Source organism: Rahnella sp. 1L-D-7-B-C2, from assembly GCF_057290995.1.
Genome location: NZ_JBXAVQ010000001.1, coordinates 489,352 through 508,245 on the forward strand (window position 1 = coordinate 489,352; position 18,894 = coordinate 508,245).

An 18,894-nucleotide genomic window follows, 5' to 3' on the forward strand; every position below is an offset into this window, starting at 1 on the left:
ATCTCCGGTTATGTAGGGTGTTACAGAATTTGGCACCGGAAATCCATGTGGGAGCAGTACAGCTCCACGTCATGTGTGGGGGTGCCTGCCATCCTTGACCTATAACGTCCTGTCTCGCTGTGAAACCAGTCCGGTAAGCCGGACACAAAGTGAATCATGTCGAAAACGAATGAATCATAATGGGCGCGATGTTAATAAACTGTGAAAGTTCTCACAGATTGAAAACGGTTACATCGCGTTATTTGATCAATAAGTGACGGGTGCCACATTTTGCCACGGTGCAACGGAATGCCGTCTGACCAGCGTTGGCATAAAACAGTGCGAAATACCTTCAGATAACTGTTCTGCTGCGCCTTTTAACGCCAGTTCAGTCGCCAGCGTTGCCATAGAAACTATCGGATAACGTACCGTGGTCATTTTCGGGCTGGTGTAACGAGCGATCGGAATGTCATCAAAACCTACCAGCGAAAAATCATTCGGGACGTTAATTCCGTTCTCTTTCAACACCGCCATCGCACCGGCGGCCATTGAGTCGTTGTAGGTAAATACCGCGCTGAGGTGCAGATTACGCCCCAGCAGCTCTACCATCGCCGCCTCACCGCCCTGCAAATCTGGCGAACCCTGTGCGCGCCAGATGGCCGGCGGCGCGTCATACGTCTGATGTGACTGCGTCATTGGCTGCGTCATCGCCTGCACATAGCCCTGATAGCGCTGCACATCATCCTCTATCGCATGGCTCGAACCGATGTAACCAATGCGCTGATGCCCCTGTGACAGCAGCAGACGCGTCGCCATTTCCGCGCCGCTGACGTTGTTGAGCCAAACACAGCGGTGCTCGTAGCCCGGAATGACACGGTTAATCAGCACCATGCCGGAAACCTGATCCATAAAGCGTGCCAGCTCATCATCGCCCAGCGCTTTGGAATGCACGATGAGTGCGTTACAGCGCTGACGAATCAGTACTTCAATGGCGTGCCTTTCTTTTTCAGCAATATGATAGCTGTTACCTATCAAAACATATTTCTGATGTAACTGAGCGACGGTATCAACCGCTTTCACCAGTGCGCCAAAAAAAGGATCGGACACGTCCATCACCACCACGCCGATGGTGTCGCTGCTTTGCGTTGCCAGCGCCTGCGCATTGGCATTCGGCCGATAACCTAAGGTTTCGACGGCGCGTAACACCTGCTCGCGAGCCTCTTTACTGGCAATAGAAGGATTGTTCAGAACCCGCGAAACAGTAGCGACTGAGACCCCCGCGAGACGTGCGACATCACGAATGGTGACCATTTGTCGCTCCGTGATCTGCCAGGCTTTGGTAAGGAGGAATACGGAAATTAATCACCCAGGAGGTAAATAACGCAGAGAATGAGAAGCGAGGTGAAGTGCTCATGGCGTTTCCTTATTAGAGTAGTGGTCGTCAGACTGGCACGACCGCTATCCTAATCATTTTGTGGAAACGCCTGCGTGAATCTCGTCACAGGAAAGAAAACGTTTACATACAATTATGCAACGTCCATCTCAAATCTATCATTTAGAGTGATGTGACGGTGTAAAATTCAGGCAGATTTAAGTTCGACGCCCGAGGCTTTGACGGTAAGTTTGCGCCAGATCCATTCGACCGGCCCCTGCCGGAAATACCGCATCCAGACCAGCGTGAACAGCAAATTACCTGCCCAGACCAGCGTCACCAGCGCCAGCAACTGTAAGCGGTCAAAGTGCATAAAGAAGCCGAATACGTTGAAGAAGGTGGTGCAGATGAGCGTCTGGAGCAGATAGTTGGTCAACGCCATCCGGCCGACCTGCGAGATCCAGCGCACGAGACGCCAGCCGGAAATCACCGACCAGAAGCCGTAACACAGCGCCAGATAGCTGACGGCTTGCATCAGCGAACCGATTTCACGCGGCACCTGTAACAGAAAACCGCTCCAGCGATAGTCCCAGCCGGTCTTCCACTGCATATAAATCGCCGGGATTTGAATGAATAATGAAAGCGGTAACAGTGCCGCCGCCACTTTGCGGTAATGCGACTCACGGAATTCGCCTTTCAACCAGCCGCTGCGCATCAGCCCTGAGCCAATCAGCATCGCGCCCGCCAGTTCCCAGCCGTATTGCGCACCGATTGCCAGCAGGCTTGAGGACAACAAATCCAGCCGGTTTTGAATCGCTTCCCAGCCGCCTTTCAGCTTCCAGAATTGTTCATACTGTATTTCCGCCGGGCCAGGTAACCAGAACGTACCCGGCGACGGAGATGAAATCAGACCGAGCATCGCCAGCACGGCGACGCCAATCATATACAGGATAATACCGGTCGAAATCAGCGACTGGCTGCTGCGCCCTTCCCGCACCATGCGCCAGCACACCAGACCGATCAGCCCGTAGGACAGCAAAATATCGCCATCCCACAGGAAAATGGCGTGCAGAAATCCGCAAAACAACAGTAATGACAATCTCGCCTGGATCCAGTGCTTGCCTCGCGGTAGCAGTAAATACAGGCCGCCGCCAAACAGCATCGCGAACATCATCAGGAATTTGCCCTGCGCGAAAGTATCAAGCACTGCCCATGTCCAGCTATCAGACGTCGATGGCACGCCGGAATAACCCGGATTCAGATAAGCCGCCTTGGGTAATCCAAAGGCGCTGATATTAAGCAGAAGAATGCCAAAAATGGCGAGGCCACGGGCAAAGTCGAGTGTGGCAATACGTGAGCGCATACCAGACGTTCCTGTTAACGTTAAGGTGCAAAAAGTTGCGGACTCCAGACAGACTAACGGCACCCATAAGGTGCCGCAATATCAAACTTTCTGTCCGGTCAAAGCGTCATCGCTTAGCTGGCGTGTCTGACAGTTCGCAGGAATTCCTGACGTGTATTCTGGCTTGATTTGAACAATCCGCCCAGAGACGTGGTGGTGGTAGCGCTGGTCGCGTCACGCACGCCGCGCGCTTTCACGCAGTAATGCACGGCGTCAATCGAAACGGCCACGTTGGTGGTACCGAGCAGAGTCTGCAAGGCCACCAGAATTTGCTGGGTCAGACGCTCCTGAACCTGCGGACGCTGCGAGAAGAACTGTACGATGCGGTTGATTTTCGACAGACCAATCACGGTATCTTTCGGGATATACGCCACGGTCGCTTTGCCGTCGATGGTCACGAAATGGTGTTCGCAGGTGCTGGTCAGGGTGATATCGCGCACGGTAACCATTTCATCGACCTTCATCTTATTTTCGATGACGGTGATTTTTGGAAAGTTGGCGTAATCAAGCCCGGAGAAGATTTCATCGACGTACATCTTGGCGATACGGTTTGGCGTTTCTGCCAGACTGTCGTCGGAGAGATCCAGATTCAGAAGCTGCATGATACCGGTCATGTGTTCCTGGATCCGCTGCTTGCGCGTTTCATTGTCGATAGGCAAAGCTTCACGCAGAGGGGTTTCCAGACCACGGGCTAACAGGGCCTCATGGACCAAAATGGCTTCTTTACTCAGGGTAGGCATTCTTTCTTCTCCGGCAGATGTAATCACTTTGACGCAGATCACGCCAAAGTGAGGTGGCTTACTGTAGTGGAGAGCGGAAACAGAATCCAGTGATTGTGTTTCATGATGGATGAAATAGCTGCAAGTTATCGTTTATGCCTGAACACTAAAGTCCCCGCGATAATAAATCCGACAAAGGCGACATACAGCGCAGGCTCCAGACGGTGGGTCAACGCGGTGGAAATGGCCGACAAGACCGGACCGCACAACTGGCCGACCGCATATCCGGTGGTCAGCAACCCTGCCATATACCGGCTGTGATTGGGCGCCAGCTCGCGGCTGCATTGTAATGCCAGCTGCACTACGCTGAGGAATCCACCGCCCGTGAGCAATGCGCCCAGCACCAACCCGCTCACCCCCGGTACCACTTCGGCACATAAAATACCGAGCGCCTGGATCCATAGCGTCAGCGCCAGACGTCGGTGCGTGGTCAGGCAGTGACGGGTCAGAATACCGATCACAATGCCGATCACTGCCGCGCCCCCAAACACCGGCCAGACAAACTGTGCAAACAGGCTGTCTGGAAAACGTGCGTTAGCCATCTGAGAAAGAAACGTTGCAGGCAGGATATAACCGAAACCCGCCAGACTGTAGCTCCACACTAAGCGTTTTAGTGCAGGCGTCATCACCAGCGGATCGGCCGCGACGTGCGAGCGATGCAAATCCCCTTTACGTGGCAGATTCGGCGTGATAATCGCCACAAAAATCAGCGCCAGTACACCATATACGCACCACGCCTGCGCAGAACTCAGCTGCAAACTGTGGATACCGACTGCCAGCATACCGCTGAGGAAAATCCCCGCGCCCGGACCGGCAAATACCGCCGCGCTCATCGCCGGACGACCGAAATGCGCCAGCCGCTCGTTACACCATGCCGCGACCATCACCATCGCCCAGCCGCTGGTCCAGCCAATCAGAAAACGCACGACGCTGTGCAGCACTTCGCCGGAAATCACCGCCGACAGCAAGGTCAGCACTACCCCGCCCCACACGCCCAGCCACAGGCGGCGCTCAAGATGTTTCGTCGCACGCATGGCATCGAACGCACCGCACAAATAGCCGAGATAGTTGAAGGCCGCCACCAGCCCCGCCCCGGTCAGCGTAAACTGATGTTCAGCTATCATTAAAGGAACCTGTGGCGTAAAGGCAAAGCGCCCGATACCCATTGCGACCACAAAGGCCAGAAAACCACTTAGCGCAATACGAAAAGCCATAACTGCTCCGATAAGAGAAACCGCGACGCAACATAATAGAAACAATGAGTAAACATACTCAAGGCCGATCACTGATAACAGTGTCTTTCCAAAAGAAAGTTGTCAGACAGGATGCAGGAAAGTTACAATCACGAAAACTGAATAATACAAACCAAGTTACTTACGAAAAGAGAACGCAGGAACACCTCATGGATCTTACCCAGTTGCGAATGTTTTGCTGCGTGGCAAAAACCGGATCGCTCGCGCGCGCGGCGGAGCAGTTACACCGCGTGCCGTCGAACCTGACGACCCGCCTGCGCCAGCTCGAGCTCGAACTGGGCACGGATTTGTTCATCCGCGAGAAACAACGCATCCGCCTTTCTGCGATGGGCCATAACTTCCTTAATTACGCCGAGCGCATTCTGGCGCTGAGCGATGAAGCAATGAGCATCACCCATGCGGGCGAACCGGCTGGGAATTTCGCACTGGGCTCGATGGAAAGCACAGCCGCGACGCGTCTCCCTTCGTTGCTCGCAGCCTATCATCAGGCGTTTCCGCAGGTGGCGCTCTCACTGGTCACCGGTACCTCCGGCGAAATCATCGACAGCGTGCGGGCTGGTCGTCTCGCAGCGGCGCTGGTGGATGGCCCGATCGATTTTGACGATCTCAATGGTTGTATCTCCTATCGCGAGCGCATGGTGATAATTAGCCCGCCCGATGAATCACCGCTCAAACCGCCCGCCGGGCGCAGCGGCCACACCGTTTTTGCCTTCCGCCCGAGCTGTTCCTACCGCCAGCGATTACAGGCCTGGATCAAAGAGATGAACGTACCGGTGGCCAACACCCTGGAGATTCAGTCCTACCATTCAATGATGGCGTGCGTGGCCAGCGGTGCGGGGATCGCCATGGTTCCGCGCTCGGTGCTCGAGCACCTGCCCGGCCACGAGCGGGTCCAAATCCACGATATTCCTGACCAATTTGCCGATACCGCCACCTGGCTTATCTGGCGTCGGGATGCATTCAGCCCCAACGTCCGGGCGCTGAAAGAACAGATCATCGTCCAAAATGACGGCGTGATCCCGTTACTCAAACACCCTCTGTCCCCCGAAGAAGTGCATTTGATGCACGAAACTGAATCCATCCGTAACGTTATTCATTTTAACCATTAAGGAAAGTGTTGATGAGCAGCTCGATTGAACTCCTCGAAGAGCACCGGATGTTTGGCGGCTGGCAGCAGCGCTACCGTCATACCTCGGCAAGCCTGAACTGCAACATGACGTTCAGTATTTATCTGCCACCGGCGAAAGATGATACCCCACCGCCGGTGTTGTACTGGCTGTCCGGCCTGACCTGTAATGATGAGAACTTCACGACCAAAGCCGGTGCGCAGCGCGTCGCAGCCGAACTTGGTTTGGTTCTGGTAATGCCGGATACCAGCCCGCGCGGTGAAGGTGTCGCTAACGATGACGGTTACGATCTCGGTCAGGGCGCAGGTTTTTACCTCAACGCCACGCAGGCCCCGTGGGCGGCACATTACCGGATGTACGATTATCTGGTAGACGAGCTGCCAGCGCTGATCAATGGCCATTTCAAAGTCAGCGATCGCCAGTCAATCTTCGGTCACTCGATGGGTGGCCACGGTGCGCTGATGCTGGCATTACGCAATCCCCAGCGTTTTCGCTCGGTTTCTGCCTTCGCGCCGATTGTCAATCCGGCACAGGTGCCGTGGGGGCGCAAAGCGTTCAGTGCGTATCTGGGTGATGACGAGAGTCAGTGGCTGCAATACGACAGCTGTCACCTGCTGAGTTCGCTGCCTGCGGATCAAACACCGTTCCCAATTTTAATTGATCAGGGTGATGGCGATCAGTTCCTGGCGGATCAGCTTCAGCCCTCAAAACTGGCAGAAATTGCCCGCCAGCGCGACTGGCCGGTGACGCTTCGCGCGCAGCCGGGATACGATCACAGTTACTTTACGATTGCGTCGTTTGTGGAAGAGCATTTGCGGTTCCACTCGGGATATTTGCACCCGAAGACATGAGTTCAGGGATGCCTTTTAAAACGCATGTGTAAAACTTTCGGTTTATCACCTGTAGTAAGCGCCTAACTCGCTGCGTCGAAACCAACCAAAGGGGGCCATTCTCGGCCCTCTCTGGGATCTCTACGTCTTTTTAATTAGCTTTTAAATATTCGGTTTCAATGTATTTATCAAATAGATAATTTTCGAATGTAATTTCGATGTAATTACTTTTATTTATTGGAAGACATCTCGTATTTAGCAGAACCGGTTATTGGCAGGTATTATAAGTCACGATATGTTCTTTTCTTTTTGAATGCAAAGAAAGGAAATCGAATGCCAATCAACTTTAAACCCAAAATCGGGCAGATTCTCAACTGTAACTATGGACTCTACCCGATAGATATTAACGGGAACGTTATCCCCGATAGGGTTGATGCCCACATGCCGCCAGAAATGATTAAACAAAGACTGGTCATCGTTCTCAATGGCAGACTCAATAACAATTCCTCGATAGTTGTCCCCTTATCAACAACAAAAAATGAATGTAAGTTAAGTAAAGGGATACATGTCGAGTTAGAATCAGGTTTAATCGCTGATCTAAAGCACTTTCGTTCTAAAACATGTTGGGCGAAATGCGATCTGGTTCAGACAGTCAGCAATAATCGTCTGAATAAACCGATATTAGATAATCGTGGAAGATTATCGCAGTGCATCCCTAATAAAATAGTTACATTAATCCAGATAGCGGTGATTCGTTCTATCAACGCAAACATTTTTTTAGTTAAAGATTCAATTTCAGCTTGATCCTATTCTCTACCTTGATAATATATTCGTGTTGCCCTTAGAGGCCTTTAAGCTTCACCCTTTCCCCTTGAGGGACCGCGAAGCCCGATTATTTATAATCGGGCTTCTGCATTAGCAGCGGGCTAAAGCTCACTCAATATAAAACAATCACCCATTTCCCCCGTTCCAAAGAACACATGGGACATTTGGGGGCTTCCCCCCAAAACACTAACTTTTTAATTTCGGATCCAGCGCATCCCGCAATCCATCGCCCAGCAAATTAAACGCCAATACGGTCAGGAAAATCGCCAGACTCGGGAAGATCGCCACATGCGGAGCCATCACCATGTCGGCCCGCGCCTCATTAAGCATCGCGCCCCACTCCGGCGTCGGCGGCTGGGCGCCCATGCCGAGGAACGACAGGCTCGCGGCAGTGATGATTGACGTCCCGATACGCATTGTGAAATACACCACAATCGACGACAGCGTACCCGGCAGGATATGCCGGAACAAGATTGTGGTGTCGGAGGCACCGATGCTGCGGGCGGATTCGATGTAGGTTTGTTGCTTAAGCACCAGCGTGTTGCCACGCACCAGCCGTGCGAACGCCGGAATACTGAAGATGGCGACGGCAATGATTACGTTCGACATGCCGTTGCCCATCACGGCGACGACGGCGATGGCCAGCAGGATGCCGGGGAAAGCGAACAAAACATCGCAGATGCGCATGGTGATGCGATCCCACCAGCCTTCATAATATCCCGCCAGCAGGCCGAAGACCGTGCCGATGGCGGCTCCGAGGACGACCGAGAGCACCCCGGCGGTCAGTGAGATACGGGTGCCCATCAGGATGCGGCTGAAAATATCACGCCCGAGAGAATCCACGCCGAGCCAGTGCATCATCGACGGACCTTCGTTCAGGCGGTCGTAATCAAAATAGTTTTCCGCATCAAAAGGCACCAGCCACGGCGCGAAAATTGCGGCGGCTATCAGCAGCAGAATAAAAGCGCCCGCAATCATCGCAATATGCTGCCTGCGAAAACGCCGCCAGAACGCCTTCCACGGTGTCCTTACCGCCTGTGATGTAGCGGTTTCTGCCGTCACCATCGGCAGACCCGCGAGTACGGCATTTCGCCGCCAGTTTTTCATGCGCTTGCTCACTTGTATCGGATTGAAGGGTTAATCACGGCGTACAGCATGTCCACCAACAGGTTGATCAGGATGAACTCCAGCGAGAACAGCAGCACTTCGGCCTGGATCACCGGGTAATCGCGCATCTCGACCGAATCCACCAACAACCGCCCTAACCCCGGCCAGTTGAAGACTTTTTCGACCACAATCGAACCGCCGAGCAGGAACCCAAACTGTAAGCCCATCATGGTCACTACCGGGATCATCGCGTTACGCAGGCCGTGTTTTATTACCACCATGCCTTCGTGAACGCCCTTCGCCCGCGCGGTACGCATGTAATCTTCCTGCATCACCTCGACAAAAGAGGCGCGGGTAAAGCGCGCCATGATCGCCGCCACGGCCGCCCCCAGCGTAATGGAGGGCAGAATGTAATGCTGCCAGCTGTCGGCGCCCACGGTCGGCAACCAGCCAAGCTGGACGGAGAAGACCTGCATCAGCAACATGCCGAGAGCAAAAGCAGGAAAGGAGATACCGGAAACGGCGAGCGCCATGCCGAGACGATCCGGCCAGCGGTTGCGCCAGACGGCAGACACTACGCCGATCACCAGCCCGAAAATCACCGACCACACCATACTGGTCAGCGTCAGCCAGAAAGTCGGCATAAAGCGGGAACTGATTTCATCGATGACCGGACGCTTCGAGACCATCGAATGACCGAAATCACCAGTCAGCGCATTGCCAAAGAAAGTGAGAAACTGCTGATACAGCGGCTTATCCAGCCCCAGGTCCTGACGCACCAGCGCCACAACGCTGGCATCGGCGTCCTGACCGGCCATCAGCCGCGCCGGATCGCCTGGCAAAAGATGCACAAACAAAAAGACCAGCACAGCCACAATCAGCAGTGTCGGGATCAATCCAAGCAGTCGTTTTAGAAAATAATTCAGCATGACAAATCAGATACGTTCATTAGTTCATCCGAGATACACGGGGCTAGCGCGGCGTGGGCATCCCTGCGGGATCCCATCACCGTGCCTCCCCTAAAATGAAACGCTGTAAAAACAGAGATAATTATTTCACATCGGCTTCATCAAAACTGAACGCGGTATCGGGCATCACATAGAAACCGCTCAGGCGTTTGTTTTTCGCTGATACCAGACGTTCGGTCACTAAGAAGGCCCACGGCGCATCGGTCCAGATTTGTTTCTGGGCATCGGCGTACAGTTTGGCTTTCTCGGCTTTGTCGGTGGTTTTCAGCGCGTCGGTCAGATCTTTATCCACCTGCGCATTGCTGTAAAACGCCGTGCCGAATTGTTTCGGCGGAGCCGCCTGGGTGGAGAACAGTGGCGACAGCGCCCAGTCAGCTTCGCCCGTGGAGGCAGACCAGCCGGTGTAGAACATGCGTACGCCTGCGTCTTTTTGCCCGACGTTCTCAACCTGCGCCGCACGCTGCGCGGCATCCATTGCCGTCACGTTCACTTTGATGCCCACCTGCGCCAGCTGCTGCTGGGTAAACTGCAAAACTTTTTGCGCGGTGCTGTTGTTATGCGACGACCACAGTGTGGTGGTGAAACCCTCCGGATAGCCCGCTTCTTTCAGCAACGCTTTGGCCTTGGCCGGATCGTAAGGCCAGGGTTTAAATTTCGCGGCGTACTCAATACCCTGTGGCAAAGGCCCTTCGGACGGCACGGCATAACCGGCAAACGCCACTTTGATCAGCGCCTGTTTGTTGATGGCGTAGTTGATTGCCTCACGCACTTTGACGTTATCAAACGGCTTTTGCGTGACGTTCAGGCTGATGTACCGATGCAGGATCGACGGTGCGGTAACCAGATCCAGCTTCGGATTTTTCTCCAGCAAGGCAGCCTGCTCGTAAGGCACCGGGAAGGCGAAATCAGCTTCACCGGTTTGCAGCATCGCCGCCCGGGTGTTGTTGTCTACCACCGGACGCCAGGTAATGGTGTCGAGTTTGGTTTCGCCTTTCTTCCAATAGCCGTCAAATTTCTTCACTTTTACGAAGTCAGTCTGGTTCCACTGTTCCAGCGTATACGGGCCGGTACCGACCGGGTGGAAACCAATGTCTTTGCCATATTTAGTCAGCGCCGCCGGAGAGATAATCACCGCAGACGGGTGCGCCAGAATGTTGATGAACGCCGAGAACGGTTCTTTCAGGGTGATTTTCACCGTGGTGTCATCTACCGCTTCGGTGCTGGCGATATTTTTAAACAGGTTATAACGCTTCAGGTGGCTGTCAGGGTTGCTGGCGCGGTCAAAGTTGACCTTCACCGCCGCCGCATTGAAATCCGTACCATCCTGGAATTTAATACCCGGATGCAGTTTGATGGTGTACACCAGACCGTCTTTGCTCACCGTGTAGCTTTCCGCCAGCACGTTCTCCAGCTTCATATTTTTATCGAAGCCGAACAGTCCCTGATAGAAGGATTTAGCCACCGCCTGCGACAGCGTGTCGTTGGCGTCATAAGGATCGAGCGAGGTGAAGTTAGAGCCTACGGCGACCACCACGTCTTTGGCTGCCCACGCAGAGGCGGACGCCAGCGAACCGAAAACAGCGGCAGCGAGCACGGCCTGACGAACAACGTTCTTACCTTTACGTTTCTGCTGATTCATGTCAGTTCCTTTTCCTGTCTTACCCGTTTGTCTTACAAGATTGACCGTTCAAAATGAGCGGCCATAAAAATCAGTACACACCCGCAATGGCGTGCCGTGCCACAAAATGCCCTTCCGCCACTTGTACCAGCGGAGCCACGCGCGGTTCATCGTTTAAATCGTGGATCGGGCTTGGGATTTCATCGACCAGCAGCGCCTGCTCTTTTCGCTTATGCGCTGGATCGGCCACCGGCACCGCCGCCATCAGTTTGCGGGTGTAGGCGTGCTGTGGATTTTCAAACACCGCGCGACGCGGGCCGATTTCCACGATCTGCCCGAGATACATCACCGCCACGCGATGGCTGATTCGCTCCACCACGGCCATGTCGTGCGAAATAAACAGAAATGCCAGACCAAATTCTTTCTGCAAATCCATGAGTAAATTAATGATTTGTGCCTGAATCGACACATCGAGCGCCGAGACTGATTCGTCGGCAATCACCACTTTAGGATTAAGCGCCAGCGCACGGGCGATACAAATCCGCTGCCGTTGCCCGCCGGAAAACTCGTGCGGATAACGCTGCGCGTGTTCCGGCAGCAGTCCGACCTTTTCCAGCAGCCACGCCACGCGGTCTTCCGCCTCTTTGCCTTTAGCGATTTTATGCACCAGCAGTGGCTCCATGATCGAATACCCCACCGTCAGGCGCGGATCGAGCGAAGCGTAGGGATCCTGGAAAATGAACTGAATATCACGTCGCAGATGTTGCAGCGCACTGCCGCTCATGTCGGTCAGCGGCTGGCCGTTAAAGGTGATCGTCCCGCCCTGACTCTTCACCAGCTTGAGCAACGAGCGGCCGGTGGTGGATTTTCCGCAGCCAGATTCACCGACCAGCGCCAGCGTTTCGCCGGGATGTAAATCAAAGCTGACTTTTTCCACCGCGTGAATGCGTCGGGTTACACGGTTGAAAATGCCACTGCGCAGATCAAACCGGGTGACCAGATCTTTCACCTGCAAAATGGGCGGCGCGCCGGGCGTCAGGGTGTTTTGCACCAGTTCAGGATCGCTTTCAGGCTGTTCGAGCAGTGGAAAACGCGCAGGCAGCGGTTTGCCTTTCATCGAACCAAGTTTCGGCACGGCGGCCAGCAGCGCCTGCGTGTAAGGCTGTTGCGGTGAGTGAAAAATCGACGCCACGTCACCGATTTCCACACTATTACCCTGGTGCATCACCAGCACTCGGTCGGCGATTTCAGCCACCACGCCCATGTCGTGAGTGATAAAAATCACCCCCATCTGCATCTCTTTTTGTAGCACGCGGATAAGCTGCAGGATTTGCGCCTGAATGGTCACATCCAGCGCGGTAGTGGGTTCATCGGCAATCAGCAGCGCTGGTTTACAAGAAAGCGCCATCGCGATCATCACGCGCTGGCGCATCCCGCCCGAAAGCTGATGGGGAAAACTGTCGAGGATATTTTTGGCTTCGGGGATGCGCACCAAATCCAGCATCCGCAACGCTTCCGCACGGGCGGCGCGGTGATCTTTGCCCTGATGCAGACGAATAGACTCGGCGATTTGCTCACCCACCGGAAACACCGGATTGAGTGAAGTCATCGGTTCCTGAAAAATCATCGCCATATCGGCACCGCGCAGGCTGCGCATCTGCGACTGCGAGGCGGCCAGCAGTTCAACCACTTCACCGTTACGGCGACGAAACTGCATGTCACCCTGCGAAATCAGGCCACCGCCCTGCTCAACCAGACGCATCAGCGCCAGGGACGTCACCGATTTACCCGAACCCGATTCGCCAACGATCGCCAGCGTTTCGCCGCGCCGCACCTGAAAACTCAGATTATTGACTGCCGGGATCACCTGTCCCTCATGCCTGAACTGCACGCTGAGGTTATTTACCGCCAGAACGCGCTCGGGCGGGAGGATAAGAAAGGGATTCATGGCATTATTCATGAACGGTAGATACTGACGCTGGGGGCATCGCCAACGCGTGCAAATCCACGGTACATGCCTTCGCTGTTAAACGGCAGCGCCACGTTACCAAAGCGATCGATGGCAATCATTCCGCCAATCCCACCGAGCGGCAGCAGCTTTTCCTGCACGACTTTGTGGGTTGCTTCTTCCAGCGTTAAACCGGCGTATTCGATCAGGGCCGCCACGTCATAGGCCGCCACCGTGCGCATAAATACTTCGCCGGTACCGGTGCTGGAAATCGCCACCGTGTTGTTGCTGGCATAGCAGCCTGCACCGATGATGGGGGAATCCCCGACGCGTCCGGCCTGTTTGTTGGTCATACCGCCGGTGGATGTCGCCGCCGCCAGATTGCCCAGTGCGTCCATCGCCACGGCACCGACGGTGCCAAATTTGCGTTCGGGATCAAGCGGATCACCGCTTTGCGATGCGCCGTCGTGATCGAGCAGTACGCCACTGTCGGCGGCAATGGCTCGCTGCAGCTGGTCGTAACGCTCCTGCGTAAAGAAGTATTCCGCCCCGACCATTTCCTGCCCCTGTTGGCGGGCGAAGGCTTCTGCCCCTGCGCCGGTAAACATCACGTGCGGGCTGACTTCAAGCACCTTGCGGGCGGTGAGGATCGGATTGCGGATATGGTTGACGCAGCTGATGGCACCGGCGTCCAGCGTGCGGCCATCCATAATGCAGGCATCTAATTCGTGGGTGCCCTGATGGGTAAAAACAGCGCCCTTTCCGGCGTTAAACAGCGGGCATTCTTCCAGCAATCGCACCGCTTCTGTCACCGCATCCAGCGCGCTGCCCCCAGCGGCAAGAATGGCCTGCCCGCCGGACACAATGCGTTCCAGCTCGGCTAAATAATGTTGTTCTTTTTCGGCACTCATCGACGCACGGGTAATCGCGCCAGCGCCGCCATGAATCGCAATGACCGGGCGCTTCTTGTTCGAAACGGAAGCCGCTGAATTATCAGTAGAAGAACTCATTAGCACTGCACCCTGTGTTGTTGTATTTATGTAAAGAGAAATGCGGACCTGTTTTTGACTATATTTAGCCCGCTACAGTATGTAAAGCAGAAATGTAAAACCACCGATACAGCGCTAATTGCTTAGATTGTTTGAGAAAATTAAATAAGGGGATCGAATAAACATCCAAGACAAATGACTAAAGAACGGGAATAATAAACGTCCTAACCGTGGATAAAAGCACCTCTGGCTAAGCTTCCTGCGGCCTTTTTATATTTTTTATTTTTAGGAAATCAGTGATGGAAACTGTTTATAACCGCCGTCGGATCAATGTGATCTCCTGGCTCAGTTACTTCTTTACCGGTGGACTGGTTTCCACTCTCGGTATCGTTATCGGGCCCGTGGCAACCGCATTCAACAAAGATCCGGGTTTCATCGGGCAAATGTTCTCCTTAATGAACATCGGTTTATTCCTGCCAATTATGGTCAGCGGCATCCTGATGCGTAAGTTTGATCTGGGCAAACAGCTGATGACCGGCTCCTTCATTTCCGTGCTGGTGTGTATCGCGCTGTTTATCGTTCCGTCTATCACGCTGTTTGGCGTCGGCGTGTTCCTGATTGGCGCAACGGCCGGCCTGATGATGTCCATTGGCAGTTATCTGGTGGTGCGCATCAATGACGATCCGAAAAAGCGTTCGGCGAACCTGATTTTCACAGACTTCTTCTTCGCGCTGTCCGGTATGACGCTCTCACTGGTGCTGGGCTTCCTGTTCAAGCATGGCGCAAGCTGGCTGGCGATGTACGGCATCATGGGCGTACTGGCCCTGCTGATGATCCTGCTGTGCGCAGGCCAGAAATTCCCGACCGTGGTTCAGCCGGTGAAAACCGAGAAAAACAGCAACGTCGCGCAGGAGAAATGGGGAATTGCAGTGTTCTTCCTGTGTATCGCACTGTTCGCGTTCGTGTTTACTGAACTGGTCTTCACGCTGTGGATGCCAAGCTGGCTGCATGAACATTTCGGCATGGAAACTGATCGTGCCGCGATTTACATCACCACTTACTGGATGGTGAAAGCGATTGGCCTGTTCCTCAACCAGTTCACCGTCCGTTTTGTGAAACTGCGCACCTTCCTGCTGGTGTCAGTGGTAGTGGGTATGGCCAGCCTGAGCGTGCTGACCACCAGCAACTCCGAGCTGCTGGTACTGATTGCGGTCGGTCTGTTCGGTTTCTGCAACTCTGGCATGTTCTCCGGGCTGATGAGCTACGGCAGTCTGCAAGTGAAAAACTCACCGCCAACGCTGACTTCCGCACTGCTGACCACCAGCTCCGTCGGCACGCTGATTTTCGCGTCGTTCTCTTCTTTCATCTACAACAAGTACGGTCTGTTCTGGGCGCTGAACATCGCGACCATTTCCTACGCGTTGCTGGTGCTGATGGTGATTTTCGCCAGCCTGAAAAGTAAGGCCGAGAAGATTAACCACGAAGTTTCCGCACACTAAACTCAACGATTACAGCAGGGCTTCGGCCCTGCTACTTCAGCCTTCCCCGTCCAGTGAATCCAGAAAACGAGCCGCCGCCGGTGTTATCGAATCCGCCTGATACATCGCGTACAGATCGACTGGCAACCTTTCACTTAGCGCGCAAAAACGCACCCCCGGCCAGTGGATCCGCGCATAACTTTCCGGCAGCAGCGTGATGCCATAACCGTTCGCCACCAGTGCCAGCGCGGTTTGTGGTTCATTCACCTGATGTTTGACCTGCGGCAGAAAGCCGTGCTGACGACACATCGAATAGAGATATCCGCCGAGGCTCGAGCTGTTCATCGGCATCAGAATAAAATCCTCATGCGCCAGTTCCTCCAGCCCGACGCTGTTTTTCGCCGCCAGCGGATGCTGCTCTGAGATCGCCAGCGCGACGTTTTCCCGCCCCATCAGTTTGCTCGATAACCCCTGCGGCAGCGTCACCTTGGCTTCGCGCCAGATACCGATATCAATCCTTTGCAGTTGCAGCGCATCGATTTGCTGCACCGGCGTCAGCTCGGTAATCGACCAGCTAATTTCCGGCGCGCTCTGGCCAAAGCGGTTAAGCGCAGGCATCAGAGGCCCCCAGGCGGCAGTGCCGACCGTGCCAAACTGAATATGCCCCACTTCCCCGCGCCCGATTTTTCGCACCTGATGCAGGGAGCGGTTGATGCTGTCGAGCATCAGCCCGGCTTCGCGCATCAGCGCCGCACCGGCAGGCGTCAGGGAAACCGACCGCGTGGTGCGCAAAAATAACGGCGTACCGAGCATCACTTCCAGCTCTTTGATGTGCAGGCTGAGGGGCGGCTGCGACATATTCAGGCGCACCGCCGCTTTGCTGAAACTCAGCTCTTCCCCCACAACGCGAAAATAGTGCAAAAGCCGCAGGTTGATCTGGCCGAGATCGAACACCGAATCGGTAAAGGGTCGCGTCATGCATGTCTCCGGAACATTCATTTATCCTTAAATATTAGCTCATTAGATTTATAGGTTTTGACTATAAATCCCGGCCATCAACGGTATTAGACCTGAAAGGCCGCTCACCCTAGCATTGCCGGTAACTCCTACCTACTGTGAAAAATGAGAGAAGTGATCATGCTCAATAACAACGCTTTCGACTGCGCAGCAATTATCCGCCAGCGCGCCCCCGGCTTTATTCCAAAGGCCGCGCTGATTTTAGGCTCCGGCCTCGGCACTTTATGTGATGACATGACCGACGCCATCGCCATTCCCTACAGCGAACTGCCGGGCTTCCCGCAGAGCAACGTGGTCGGCCACGCCGGTGAGCTGGTGCTGGGCACGCTGGAAGGTGTTCCGGTGATGTGTATGAAAGGTCGCGGCCACATGTATGAAGGCCACGGCATGTCGGTGATGACCAGCGCCGTGCGCACTTTCAAACTGCTCGGTTGTGAATTCCTGCTGGCCACCAACGCCGCCGGTTCAATGCGTAAAGAAGTGGCTCCGGGCCGTTTAGTCGCCCTGACCGACCATGTCAGCTTTATGCCGGAATCCCCGCTGGCGGGCCCGAACGATGACCGCTTCGGGCCGCGCTTCTTTAGCCTGGCTAACGCCTATGACAAAGATCTTCGCGCCCGACTTCACGCGGTGGCCAGCACGCTGGACATCGACGTCGCCGAAGGCGTATTCGCCGCCTATACCGGCCCTAACTTCGAAACTCCGGCGGAAATCCGCATGATGCAAACCTTAGGTTGCGACGTGGTCGGGATGTCCATCGTGCCGGAAGTGATCTCTGCCCGTCACTGCGGCCTGAAAGTGCTGGCAGTGTCCGCCATGACCAACTTCGCCGAAGGCCTTTCCGATACGCCGCTTTCACACGAACAAACCCTGAGCTGCGCCAAACTGGCCGTGGGCGATTTCACCCGCCTGATCCGCGCCTTCTTCGCTGACCTGTCCGCGACCGCAAAATAAGGAATGGCTATGGAACAGACTTTCAACCGCCGGCGGATCAATATGATCTCCTGGCTGAGTTACTTCTTTACCGGTGCGCTGGTTTCCACGCTCGGCATTGTTATTGGCCCGGTTTCCCAGGCGTTTGGCAAAGATCCGGCCTTTATCGGCCAGATGTTTACGCTGATGAATATCGGTCTGTTCCTGCCGATCATGGTCAGCGGCGTACTGATGCGCCGGTTTAATCTGGGTAAGCAATTGATCACCGGGTCGGCGGTTTCCGTGCTGACCTGTATCGCGCTGTTTCTGGTGCCGACCATCACCATGTTCGGCATCGGCGTTTTTCTGATTGGCGCAGCGTCGGGCATCATGATGTCCATCGGCAGCTATCTGGTGGTGCGGATTAATGAAGACCCGAAGAAACGCTCGGCGAACTTAATCCTCACCGACTTTTTCTTTGCGCTGGCCGGTGTGGTGTTATCCCTGCTGCTGGGCTATCTGTTCCAGCACGGCGCAAGCTGGCTGGCCATGTACGGCGTGATGGCGGTGCTGAGTCTGGCGATGATTGTGCTGTGCGTCGGGCAGAAATTCCCGTCGATTCCGCAGGCGGCAGTGACCCGCTCCGTGGCGAAAAGCGAGCAGCAAAACTGGGGAATGTCGGTATGGGTTCTGTGCTTTGCACTGTTTGCCTTCCTGCTGGCTGAGCCGATTTTCACCATGTGGCTGCCGAGCTGGCTGAAAGAGCATTTTGGTATGGCGGCGGACCGCGCGGCGTTTTACATCACCACCTATTGGACGGTGAAATCTATTGGCCTGTTTGTGAACCAGTTCACCGTGCGGTTCGTCAAACTACGCACTTACCTGTTGCTCTCCGCCGTGGTCGGGCTGGCCTGCCTGGCGACTGCCGCCAACAGCGGAAATAGCACACTGATTCTGATTTGCGCGGGTCTGTTCGGCTTCTGCAACTCCGGTCTGTTCTCCGGCATCATGAGCTACGGCAGCCTGCAAGTGAAAAACTCACCGCCAACGCTGACCTCCGCACTGCTGACCATCGGCACAATCGGTACGTTAATTTTCTCTACACTGTCGTCTCTGGTGTACAGCAAATATGGCCTGTTCTGGGCGCTTAACACCGCGACCATCGCCTACGTCTTCCTGCTGGTCGCGCTGATTTTCGCCTCAGTAAACAGCAAGGCCGAAGCACTGGAGCAACAACCGGCGCATTAGTCAGTCTGATTTGATGCATAAAAAAGGGAAGACATTGAATTG

At 54.7% G+C, this 18,894-nt stretch carries 16 protein-coding genes; 6 read left to right on the forward strand and 10 right to left on the reverse strand.

The features are described 5' to 3' along the window. Positions 1–246: 246 nt before the first annotated feature. The 4 genes from galS to AC0Z7K_RS02170 all read right to left on the reverse strand — a co-directional run bounded on the left by galS (position 247) and on the right by AC0Z7K_RS02170 (position 4,746). Positions 247–1,290: an HTH-type transcriptional regulator GalS gene (gene galS, locus AC0Z7K_RS02155; RefSeq protein WP_413528394.1), complete on the reverse strand. Its 1,044-nt coding sequence runs from the start codon at positions 1,288–1,290 to the stop codon at positions 247–249. Between the two features lie 269 nt (positions 1,291–1,559). Beyond that, entirely contained in the window at positions 1,560–2,714 is a 1,155-nt protein-coding gene (gene yeiB, locus AC0Z7K_RS02160) for a DUF418 domain-containing protein YeiB (RefSeq protein WP_485612571.1), read from the reverse strand. Positions 2,715–2,827: 113 nt separating this feature from the next. Beyond that, the gene (folE, locus tag AC0Z7K_RS02165; protein WP_112166448.1) at positions 2,828–3,493 is read right to left on the reverse strand and encodes a GTP cyclohydrolase I FolE; all 666 of its coding nucleotides are present in this window, start codon (positions 3,491–3,493) and stop codon (positions 2,828–2,830) included. Positions 3,494–3,618: 125 nt separating this feature from the next. Further along, complete coding sequence (locus tag AC0Z7K_RS02170) at positions 3,619–4,746, reverse strand: YbfB/YjiJ family MFS transporter (RefSeq protein ID WP_485612572.1); 1,128 nt, start codon at positions 4,744–4,746, stop codon at positions 3,619–3,621. A gap of 188 nt (positions 4,747–4,934) precedes the next feature. Here AC0Z7K_RS02170 and ptrR point away from each other — a divergent pair, with 188 nt between their 5' ends. From ptrR to AC0Z7K_RS02185, 3 genes are all read left to right on the forward strand, one after another. Beyond that, positions 4,935–5,894 carry a putrescine utilization regulator PtrR gene (gene ptrR, locus AC0Z7K_RS02175; protein ID WP_485612574.1) on the forward strand — a complete coding sequence of 320 codons (960 nt, stop codon included), beginning with the start codon at positions 4,935–4,937 and terminating at the stop codon, positions 5,892–5,894. A gap of 11 nt (positions 5,895–5,905) precedes the next feature. After that, positions 5,906–6,763: an S-formylglutathione hydrolase gene (gene fghA, locus AC0Z7K_RS02180; RefSeq protein WP_485612575.1), complete on the forward strand. Its 858-nt coding sequence runs from the start codon at positions 5,906–5,908 to the stop codon at positions 6,761–6,763. A 312-nt stretch (positions 6,764–7,075) separates the two neighbouring features. Further along, complete coding sequence (locus AC0Z7K_RS02185) at positions 7,076–7,546, forward strand: type II toxin-antitoxin system PemK/MazF family toxin (RefSeq protein ID WP_485612577.1); 471 nt, start codon at positions 7,076–7,078, stop codon at positions 7,544–7,546. Between the two features lie 207 nt (positions 7,547–7,753). Here the strand turns inward: AC0Z7K_RS02185 and gsiD are convergent, their stop codons facing one another. From gsiD to AC0Z7K_RS02210, 5 genes are all read right to left on the reverse strand, one after another. Continuing rightward, positions 7,754–8,674, reverse strand: coding sequence for a glutathione ABC transporter permease GsiD (gsiD, locus tag AC0Z7K_RS02190; RefSeq protein WP_485612578.1), 921 nt, complete (start codon positions 8,672–8,674; stop codon positions 7,754–7,756). A gap of 8 nt (positions 8,675–8,682) precedes the next feature. Next, positions 8,683–9,603, reverse strand: coding sequence for a glutathione ABC transporter permease GsiC (gene gsiC / locus AC0Z7K_RS02195; RefSeq protein WP_413528386.1), 921 nt, complete (start codon positions 9,601–9,603; stop codon positions 8,683–8,685). 121 nt (positions 9,604–9,724) lie between these two features. Further along, positions 9,725–11,281 carry a glutathione ABC transporter substrate-binding protein GsiB gene (gene gsiB / locus AC0Z7K_RS02200; protein ID WP_485612580.1) on the reverse strand — a complete coding sequence of 519 codons (1,557 nt, stop codon included), beginning with the start codon at positions 11,279–11,281 and terminating at the stop codon, positions 9,725–9,727. 70 nt (positions 11,282–11,351) lie between these two features. Continuing rightward, positions 11,352–13,220 (reverse strand): glutathione ABC transporter ATP-binding protein GsiA, encoded by a 1,869-nt coding sequence (gene gsiA, locus AC0Z7K_RS02205; protein ID WP_485612581.1) that lies wholly within the window; start codon positions 13,218–13,220, stop codon positions 11,352–11,354. Beyond that, a complete protein-coding gene (locus AC0Z7K_RS02210) occupies positions 13,217–14,218 on the reverse strand; it encodes an isoaspartyl peptidase/L-asparaginase family protein (RefSeq protein ID WP_485612583.1) in 1,002 nt (333 codons plus the stop codon). Before AC0Z7K_RS02210 ends, gsiA begins: the two co-directional genes overlap by 4 nt. Before the next feature lie 278 nt (positions 14,219–14,496). Between AC0Z7K_RS02210 and tsgA (AC0Z7K_RS02215) the strand changes: the two genes are divergently transcribed. Then, entirely contained in the window at positions 14,497–15,696 is a 1,200-nt protein-coding gene (tsgA, locus tag AC0Z7K_RS02215; RefSeq protein ID WP_485612585.1) for an MFS transporter TsgA, read from the forward strand. Between the two features lie 36 nt (positions 15,697–15,732). Here tsgA (AC0Z7K_RS02215) and AC0Z7K_RS02220 read toward each other — a convergent pair whose 3' ends face one another. Then, positions 15,733–16,653 carry a LysR family transcriptional regulator gene (locus AC0Z7K_RS02220; RefSeq protein ID WP_485612586.1) on the reverse strand — a complete coding sequence of 307 codons (921 nt, stop codon included), beginning with the start codon at positions 16,651–16,653 and terminating at the stop codon, positions 15,733–15,735. Positions 16,654–16,812: 159 nt separating this feature from the next. Here AC0Z7K_RS02220 and xapA point away from each other — a divergent pair, with 159 nt between their 5' ends. Together xapA and tsgA (AC0Z7K_RS02230) are read left to right on the forward strand one after the other, a co-directional pair. Beyond that, positions 16,813–17,646, forward strand: coding sequence for a xanthosine phosphorylase (gene xapA, locus AC0Z7K_RS02225; protein WP_485612587.1), 834 nt, complete (start codon positions 16,813–16,815; stop codon positions 17,644–17,646). Between the two features lie 9 nt (positions 17,647–17,655). Then, positions 17,656–18,852 carry an MFS transporter TsgA gene (gene tsgA, locus AC0Z7K_RS02230; RefSeq protein WP_485612588.1) on the forward strand — a complete coding sequence of 399 codons (1,197 nt, stop codon included), beginning with the start codon at positions 17,656–17,658 and terminating at the stop codon, positions 18,850–18,852. Positions 18,853–18,894 lie beyond the last annotated feature (42 nt).

Coding starts and splice junctions, on each gene's coding strand:
- galS (WP_413528394.1), bottom strand. CDS start 1,290: ATGGTCACCATTCGTGATGTCGCACGTCTCGCGGGGGTCTCAGTCGCT.
- yeiB (WP_485612571.1), bottom strand. CDS start 2,714: ATGCGCTCACGTATTGCCACACTCGACTTTGCCCGTGGCCTCGCCATT.
- folE (WP_112166448.1), bottom strand. CDS start 3,493: ATGCCTACCCTGAGTAAAGAAGCCATTTTGGTCCATGAGGCCCTGTTA.
- AC0Z7K_RS02170 (WP_485612572.1), bottom strand. CDS start 4,746: ATGGCTTTTCGTATTGCGCTAAGTGGTTTTCTGGCCTTTGTGGTCGCA.
- ptrR (WP_485612574.1), top strand. CDS start 4,935: ATGGATCTTACCCAGTTGCGAATGTTTTGCTGCGTGGCAAAAACCGGA.
- fghA (WP_485612575.1), top strand. CDS start 5,906: ATGAGCAGCTCGATTGAACTCCTCGAAGAGCACCGGATGTTTGGCGGC.
- AC0Z7K_RS02185 (WP_485612577.1), top strand. CDS start 7,076: ATGCCAATCAACTTTAAACCCAAAATCGGGCAGATTCTCAACTGTAAC.
- gsiD (WP_485612578.1), bottom strand. CDS start 8,674: ATGAAAAACTGGCGGCGAAATGCCGTACTCGCGGGTCTGCCGATGGTG.
- gsiC (WP_413528386.1), bottom strand. CDS start 9,603: ATGCTGAATTATTTTCTAAAACGACTGCTTGGATTGATCCCGACACTG.
- gsiB (WP_485612580.1), bottom strand. CDS start 11,281: ATGAATCAGCAGAAACGTAAAGGTAAGAACGTTGTTCGTCAGGCCGTG.
- gsiA (WP_485612581.1), bottom strand. CDS start 13,220: ATGAATAATGCCATGAATCCCTTTCTTATCCTCCCGCCCGAGCGCGTT.
- AC0Z7K_RS02210 (WP_485612583.1), bottom strand. CDS start 14,218: ATGAGTTCTTCTACTGATAATTCAGCGGCTTCCGTTTCGAACAAGAAG.
- tsgA (WP_485612585.1), top strand. CDS start 14,497: ATGGAAACTGTTTATAACCGCCGTCGGATCAATGTGATCTCCTGGCTC.
- AC0Z7K_RS02220 (WP_485612586.1), bottom strand. CDS start 16,653: ATGACGCGACCCTTTACCGATTCGGTGTTCGATCTCGGCCAGATCAAC.
- xapA (WP_485612587.1), top strand. CDS start 16,813: ATGCTCAATAACAACGCTTTCGACTGCGCAGCAATTATCCGCCAGCGC.
- tsgA (WP_485612588.1), top strand. CDS start 17,656: ATGGAACAGACTTTCAACCGCCGGCGGATCAATATGATCTCCTGGCTG.